Origin of the sequence: Staphylococcus sp. EG-SA-18, from assembly GCF_017151825.1 — a bacterium.
GTDB lineage: Bacteria > Bacillota > Bacilli > Staphylococcales > Staphylococcaceae > Staphylococcus > Staphylococcus aureus.
In genome coordinates this window covers 73,354-80,579 of record NZ_JACYVY010000004.1, presented here as the reverse complement: position 1 = coordinate 80,579, position 7,226 = coordinate 73,354, and the positions used below count along the sequence as shown (strand labels likewise).

At 33.1% G+C, this 7,226-nt stretch carries 6 protein-coding genes; 3 read left to right on the top strand and 3 right to left on the bottom strand.

The window, feature by feature from the left end:
• Positions 1-592: 592 nt before the first annotated feature.
• Entirely contained in the window at positions 593-1,717 is a 1,125-nt protein-coding gene (locus IDG66_RS01735) for an FAD-dependent monooxygenase (RefSeq protein ID WP_000684143.1), read from the top strand.
• 80 nt (positions 1,718-1,797) lie between these two features.
• Here the strand turns inward: IDG66_RS01735 and IDG66_RS01730 are convergent, their stop codons facing one another.
• The 3 genes from IDG66_RS01730 to IDG66_RS01720 form a co-directional block, all read right to left on the bottom strand.
• Positions 1,798-2,751: a 2-hydroxyacid dehydrogenase family protein gene (locus IDG66_RS01730; RefSeq protein WP_000417016.1), complete on the bottom strand. Its 954-nt coding sequence runs from the start codon at positions 2,749-2,751 to the stop codon at positions 1,798-1,800.
• A gap of 361 nt (positions 2,752-3,112) precedes the next feature.
• The gene (locus IDG66_RS01725) at positions 3,113-3,613 is read right to left on the bottom strand and encodes a CHAP domain-containing protein (protein WP_103143709.1); all 501 of its coding nucleotides are present in this window, start codon (positions 3,611-3,613) and stop codon (positions 3,113-3,115) included.
• Between the two features lie 236 nt (positions 3,614-3,849).
• Entirely contained in the window at positions 3,850-4,272 is a 423-nt protein-coding gene (locus tag IDG66_RS01720; protein WP_000206114.1) for a DUF4870 domain-containing protein, read from the bottom strand.
• Positions 4,273-4,519: 247 nt separating this feature from the next.
• Here IDG66_RS01720 and IDG66_RS01715 point away from each other — a divergent pair, with 247 nt between their 5' ends.
• A complete protein-coding gene (locus tag IDG66_RS01715) occupies positions 4,520-5,602 on the top strand; it encodes an NAD/NADP-dependent octopine/nopaline dehydrogenase family protein (RefSeq protein ID WP_000684567.1) in 1,083 nt (360 codons plus the stop codon).
• A gap of 94 nt (positions 5,603-5,696) precedes the next feature.
• The gene (gene nhaC, locus IDG66_RS01710) at positions 5,697-7,097 is read left to right on the top strand and encodes a Na+/H+ antiporter NhaC (protein ID WP_103143710.1); all 1,401 of its coding nucleotides are present in this window, start codon (positions 5,697-5,699) and stop codon (positions 7,095-7,097) included.
• Positions 7,098-7,226: the final 129 nt, after the last annotated feature.

Genomic DNA, 7,226 nt, shown 5'->3' with positions numbered 1-7,226 from the left:
AATGATTTATTATGTAGTGGTTCTTACACATTAGCCACAGCTAATGTGTACTTAAAAATAGGAATACATGAGTAAAACTCATGCATAAGAAATACTAATTTCTATAGAAAAAGTATTTCTTTATCGTTGTCCCACCCCAACTTGCATTGTCTGTAGAAATTGGGAATCCAATTTCTCTATGTTGGGGCCCCGCCAACTTGCACATTATTGTAAGCTGACTTTTCGTCAGCTTCTGTGTTGGGACCCCCACCCCAACTCGCATTGCCTGTAGAATTTCTTTTCGAAATTCTCTGTGTTGGGGCCCCTGACTAGAGTTGAAAAAAGCTTGTTGTAAGCGCATTTTCATTCAGTCAAATACTGCCAATATAATATTATAGACCCTAGGACATTGATTTATGTCCCAAGCTCCCACATCATTGTTACAAATGTACATGATGTAAATGAATATTGCTGTCTAAATGTGCATGTAATATACAATGGTGCAGATAATACACTTAAGTCCTTAAAAATGAAACGTTAGTTCCAAGAGTCATTTTTAAACAATAGTGCATGTGATAAAATAGAAAAGAATGAAAAATATAGAGGTGACAATATGAAGATAGCAATTATAGGTGCAGGCATCGGTGGATTAACAGCTGCTGCATTATTACAAGAACAAGGTCATACTATTAAAGTCTTTGAAAAAAATGAGTCAGTTAAAGAAATTGGCGCTGGGATTGGTATCGGAGATAATGTGCTTAAAAAACTAGGTAATCATGACTTAGCTAAAGGTATTAAAAATGCTGGGCAAATCTTATCTACAATGACAGTGTTAGATGACAAAGATCGCCTGTTAACTACTGTTAAATTAAAAAGTAATACATTGAATGTGACGTTACCACGCCAAACATTAATTGACATTATTAAATCTTATGTAAAAGATGACGCAATATTTACAAATCATGAAGTCACGCATATAGATAATGAGACAGATAAAGTTACCATACATTTCGCGGAACAAGAAAGTGAAGCATTTGATTTATGTATTGGTGCTGATGGAATTCATTCTAAAGTGAGACAATCTGTAAATGCTGACAGTAAAGTATTATATCAAGGGTATACATGCTTTAGAGGTTTAATTGATGATATTGATTTAAAGCATCCGGATTGTGCAAAAGAATACTGGGGAAGAAAAGGAAGAGTAGGTATTGTTCCGTTATTAAATAATCAAGCATATTGGTTCATTACAATTAACTCGAAGGAAAACAATCATAAATATAGTTCGTTTGGTAAACCTCATTTGCAAGCATACTTTAATCACTATCCAAATGAAGTTAGAGAGATCTTAGACAAACAAAGTGAAACAGGTATCTTATTGCATAATATTTATGATTTGAAACCACTCAAATCTTTTGTTTATGGTCGTACTATTTTACTAGGAGATGCAGCACATGCGACAACGCCTAATATGGGGCAAGGTGCTGGACAAGCAATGGAAGATGCTATCGTATTAGTAAATTGTTTTAACACATACGACTTTGAAAAAGCATTACAGCGTTATGATAAAATACGTGTCAAACATACTGCAAAAGTAATTAAGCGTTCTAGAAAAATCGGTAAAATTGCCCAATATCGTAGTCGTTTAGTTGTTGCAGTTAGAAATCGTATTATGAAAATGATGCCAAATGCATTAGCAGCTGGACAAACTAAATTCTTATATAAATCGAAAGAGAAATAATACAACAATATGAAAACCCCCGTATGTTGAAACGAGAGCTCAACATATGGGGGTTCTTGTTTTTATAATAAATTCAATTATTAGTTAACGACAAATTGTGGTTTCTCACCTTGAACGGCACTAATTGCAGCATTAGCAACAATTTTAGACATCATGTCACGTGCTTCAAATGTAGCATTACCAATATGCGGTGTTAATACTACATTATTAAGTGATTTTAAGTCATCGGTAATATCTGGTTCAAATTCATATACATCAAGTGCAGCACCTTCAATTTCATTATCTTTCAATGCTTGCACTAGTGCTTGTTCGTGCACGATTGGACCACGAGAGGCATTGATTAAATACGCCGTAGATTTCATCATTTTAAATTGTTCTGTATCAATTAAATGATGCATTTTAGGATTATAAGCAGCGTTGATAGTGATAAAATCTGCATTCTTTAATAGTGTATCTAAATCTACATATTTTGCACCGATTTCTCGTTCTTTTTCTTCTTTGCGATTAGGTCCTGTGTATAGTACATCCATGTCAAATGCTCTTGCACGACGCGCTACTGCACTACCAATTTCACCTAAACCGATAATGCCGATTGTTTTCCCAGATACTTCTCTACCTCTGAAAAATAAAGGTGCCCATCCATCAAATCCAGTTGTACGTGATAATTGGTCCCCTTCAACAATACGACGCGCTACTGCAAGTACTAATCCAATTGTTAAATCGGCAGTCGCGTTTGTTGATGCTTTAGGTGTGTTTGTAACATCTATACTTTTTTCTCGGGCATACTCGATATCAATATTATTAAAACCAGCGCCATAGTTGGCAATGATTTTTAAGTCTTTACCAGCATCGATAACATCTTTATCAACGTTTGTAGATAATAAACTAATTAAGGCAGTCGCGTTTTTAACACCTTTAATTAAAGTGTCTTTATCGACTAATCCTTTACCTTCATACATTTCAACTTCAAAATGTTCTTGTAAAAGTTTTAAACCTACTTCTGGTATTGCACCAGCAACATAAACTTTTTCCATAAAAGATCACTCCTTTTATCTTAGTATAGTAGAAGATTAGACAGTATACAACTATGTCATGATGTCTTGTGTATCAATGATGTAAGCGCGTACTTTTGATGGAGGTGATATAACTTAGGCACTGTAGAACTATGAATATTGTAATGTGGAAAAACTGGATCAATTAAATTAGATAACGTAGTTTTAAAGTTAATAGTATTAGAAAAAATTAATATTTTGAATATGGGAGGAAATATAAATAAGTAGGTGGCAACGAAAAATAGCAAAAAAAGAGCTTCTCCTATAAAGGAAAGCTCAAAGTTTTTTGATGACATATGTACTAGAATTAAGTTTCAAGACAATATGTATCATCGTGTTTATATTAAATATGGATGTAGTTGTAGTTACCTGCTTCACTTGCAGAAATAGTTCTAGAACTTACTGAGAAAGGTCCGCCACTATAATTCATTTCTGAAATTGCAACTGAACCATCACTGTTTACACTTTCTACATATGCAACGTGACCAAATGGTCCTTCAGAAGATTGTAGGATAGCGCCTTTAGAAGGTGTATGATTTACTGTGAATCCAGCACCTTGTGCAGCAGCAGCCCAATTATTAGCATTTCCCCAAGTAGAACCGATTTCTCCGCCTACTTTATCATATACATACCAAGTACATTGTCCTGCAGTGTATAAGTTACCAGAATGTGAAATTGATGATGTAGTTGTCGTAGTTGTTGTAGTCGTTGTAGTTTGAGTCGTGTTGTAGTTATAGTTGTTGTAATTTGTATAATTTTCAGCAGCATCTGCATGATGTGCTTGACCTACTAATGCTGTGCCGATTCCTGCTGTTAACGTAGTTGCTGTTACTAATTTTTTCATGAATAAAGTCCTCCAAAGTTCTATATCTTTTTTTATAAATAAAACGTAGCGACTGTTTTATTCTCACATCTCGAATTGATGACAATAGTTACTTTAACAAAATTAATGCTTCTTGTGGGGAATGTTATTGATTTGTAAAAGAATAAAAAAACTTTGACTAATTTTGTAATAAAAATTAGTCAAAGTTACAATGAGATTAACAGATAATTAATAGGAAATATTTATTTGTAATATGTTTAAATAAATCGAATTGTTAAAGGTATTACATATTCTTGACCATTATAATATTTGACACACGCAATAATTGTGAATACAAAAGATAATATTGAGAAAGCGAATATGGATAAAATACCGATAAATGTAATGATGAAACCTATAATGATAATGAAACTAATATCGGTAGCAATTAGGAAAACGCCTATTAAAGTGATAACGACTAAAACGATAGACCAAATAATATAAGAAATCGTATAGTTAAGATAATTTTTTCCAGCACGATCAACTAGTTTCGATTCATCTTTTTTCAATAACCATATAATCAGTGGACCAATAATAGATGTGAATAAACTTAATAAATAGATAAGCATCGCCATAATGTTCTCATCATTGGATTTGCGATTCGGTTGATGATTTGTTACGTCGTTCATTTCAGTTGTCATATTAGACACTCCTTTGAAAATTGTAATATTATCTTTAACTATAACAAAATATAATCAAAAATAAACATGTTTATTAAACAATTATTAAAAATAAAAATAATTGGTGGACGTCGGCGTTTAAATAGGTTAATTTAAGGTTATATATACTTAACATTTATAATGATGCGTAATGAATTCGCATCATTTTTATATTGTCTTACGTATAATTTGTTTTTAATTTTAACCAAAGATAGAAAGAGGGTTGTTTATGAAAATAGCAATTGTAGGATCAGGAAATGGCGCAGTTACGGCAGCAGTAGATATGGTGAGCAAAGGCCACGATGTTAAATTATATTGTCGTAATCAATCTATAAGTAAGTTTCAAAACGCAATCGAAAAGGGCGGATTTGATTTTAATAATGAAGGTGATGAACGTTTCGTAAAATTCACTGATATTAGTGATGATATGGAATATGTTTTAAAAGATGCTGAAATTGTTCAAGTGATTATTCCATCTTCATACATAGAGTATTATGCTGATGTAATGGCAGAGCATGTAACTGATAATCAGTTGATATTCTTCAACATGGCTGCAGCAATGGGGTCAATTCGTTTTATGAATGTTTTAGAAGATAGACATATTGAAACAAAACCACAACTAGCGGAAGCTAATACGTTGACGTATGGTACGCGTGTCGATTTTGAAAATGCAGCAGTTGATTTATCTCTAAATGTACGTCGTATCTTCTTTTCAACATATGATAGAAGCTGTCTAAATGATTGTTATGACAAAGTTTCAAGTATTTATGATCATTTAGTAAAAGAGGAAAGCTTAATTAAAACAAATCTTGAAAATGGTAATCCTGAAGTGCATCCAGGACCAACATTATTGAATGTCGGTCGCATTGATTATGCTGGCGAGTTCGCTTTATATAAAGAAGGAATTACTAAACATACAGTTAGATTACTTCATGCAATCGAATTAGAACGTTTGAATTTAGGCCGTAGATTAGGTTTTGAATTATCAACAGCTAAAGAATCACGTATTGAACGTGGTTATTTAGAACGTGATAAAGAAGATGAACCATTAAATCGTTTGTTTAATACAAGCCCAGTATTTTCACAAATTCCAGGACCAAATCATGTAGAAAGCAGATATTTAACTGAAGATATTGCATATGGTTTAGTACTATGGTCAAGCTTAGGTCGTGTTATTGATGTACCGACACCAAATATAGATGCAGTAATTGTAATTGCATCAACCATTTTAGAGAGAGACTTCTTTGAGGAAGGCTTAACAGTTGAAGAAATTGGTTTAGATAAGCTTGATTTAGAAAAATATTTAAAATAAATGATGGCTTGAAGATAGAAAAGGATATAGCATTATGCAAAAGCAATAAATTGAAGAAAAGAGGTTTCTCATCAATAAGCGAAGGGGACGATAGATGATGACAAGAAAACCAACCTTTTTAGAATCAATTTCGACAATGATTGTAATGGTTATTGTTGTTGTAACAGGCTTTGTGTTTTTTGATATTCCAATTCAAGTATTATTAATTATTGCCTCAGCATATGCCACATGGATTGCAAAACGTGTAGGCTTAACATGGCAAGATTTAGAAAAAGGCATTGCAGAACGTTTAAATACTGCAATGCCTGCAATTTTAATTATACTAGCGGTAGGAATTATAGTAGGCAGTTGGATGTTTTCTGGCACAGTGCCAGCCTTGATTTATTATGGCTTAGATTTATTGAATCCAAGCTATTTTTTAATATCAGCCTTTTTTATAAGTGCTGTTACATCTGTAGCAACTGGTACAGCATGGGGCTCTGCATCAACTGCAGGGATTGCACTTATTTCTATTGGTAATCAATTGGGGATTCCTCCAGGGATGGCAGCGGGTGCTATTATAGCAGGGGCTGTGTTTGGCGATAAAATGTCACCATTATCAGATACAACTAATTTAGCGGCGCTTGTTACTAAAGTTAATATATTTAAACATATACATTCGATGATGTGGACGACGATACCTGCATCAATCATAGGTTTATTAGTATGGTTTATTGCTGGATTTCAATTTAAAGGGCATTCAAATGATAAACAGATTCAAACTTTGTTATCAGAGCTTGCACAGATTTATCAAATTAACATATGGGTCTGGGTTCCCTTAATTGTGATCATTGTTTGTTTGCTATTTAAAATGGCTACAGTGCCAGCTATGCTAATATCAAGCTTTTCTGCCATTATAGTGGGGACTTTTAATCATCATTTCAAAATGACAGATGGTTTCAAAGCAACATTTAGTGGTTTTAACGACTTAATGATACATCAGTCTCATATTTCATCCAGTGTGAAAAGCTTGTTAGAACAGGGTGGTATGATGAGTATGACCCAAATATTAGTAACGATATTTTGCGGATATGCATTTGCAGGTATTGTAGAAAAAGCAGGATGTTTAGAAGTCTTATTAACTACTATTTCTAAAGGCATCCATTCTGTAGGAAGTTTAATATGTATTACTGTTATTTGTTGTATTGCGCTTGTATTCGCTGCAGGTGTTGCTTCGATTGTAATTATTATGGTCGGTGTGTTAATGAAAGATTTGTTCGAAAAATACCAAGTCTCTCGTTCCGTTTTATCAAGAACACTTGAAGACTCAAGTACGATGGTCTTACCTTTAATACCATGGGGAACATCAGGTATTTACTATACGAATCAACTTCATGTCTCTGTTGAAGAATTTTTCATATGGACAGTACCATGTTATTTATGCGCAATTATAGCAATTATCTATGGTTTTACAGGGATAGGTATTAAAAAGTCATCGAATTCACGTTTAACTTAATGTGAGCGTGGAATATATATAATATGTTGAAACACTTTAATCATTTATAATTGTAGCGGTTATAGTTTGAAAAGGTTTTAACTTAGAATAAATATCCTCTATACATATACTGAATATGTTTTGTAGCGG

What these genes read in the sequence shown, in the direction of transcription:
- nhaC (WP_103143710.1), top strand. Translation starts at nt 5,697, where the DNA reads ATGATGACAAGAAAACCAACCTTTTTAGAATCAATTTCGACAATGATT.
- IDG66_RS01735 (WP_000684143.1), top strand. Translation starts at nt 593, where the DNA reads ATGAAGATAGCAATTATAGGTGCAGGCATCGGTGGATTAACAGCTGCT.
- IDG66_RS01720 (WP_000206114.1), bottom strand. Translation starts at nt 4,272, where the DNA reads ATGACAACTGAAATGAACGACGTAACAAATCATCAACCGAATCGCAAA.
- IDG66_RS01715 (WP_000684567.1), top strand. Translation starts at nt 4,520, where the DNA reads ATGAAAATAGCAATTGTAGGATCAGGAAATGGCGCAGTTACGGCAGCA.
- IDG66_RS01730 (WP_000417016.1), bottom strand. Translation starts at nt 2,751, where the DNA reads ATGGAAAAAGTTTATGTTGCTGGTGCAATACCAGAAGTAGGTTTAAAA.
- IDG66_RS01725 (WP_103143709.1), bottom strand. Translation starts at nt 3,613, where the DNA reads ATGAAAAAATTAGTAACAGCAACTACGTTAACAGCAGGAATCGGCACA.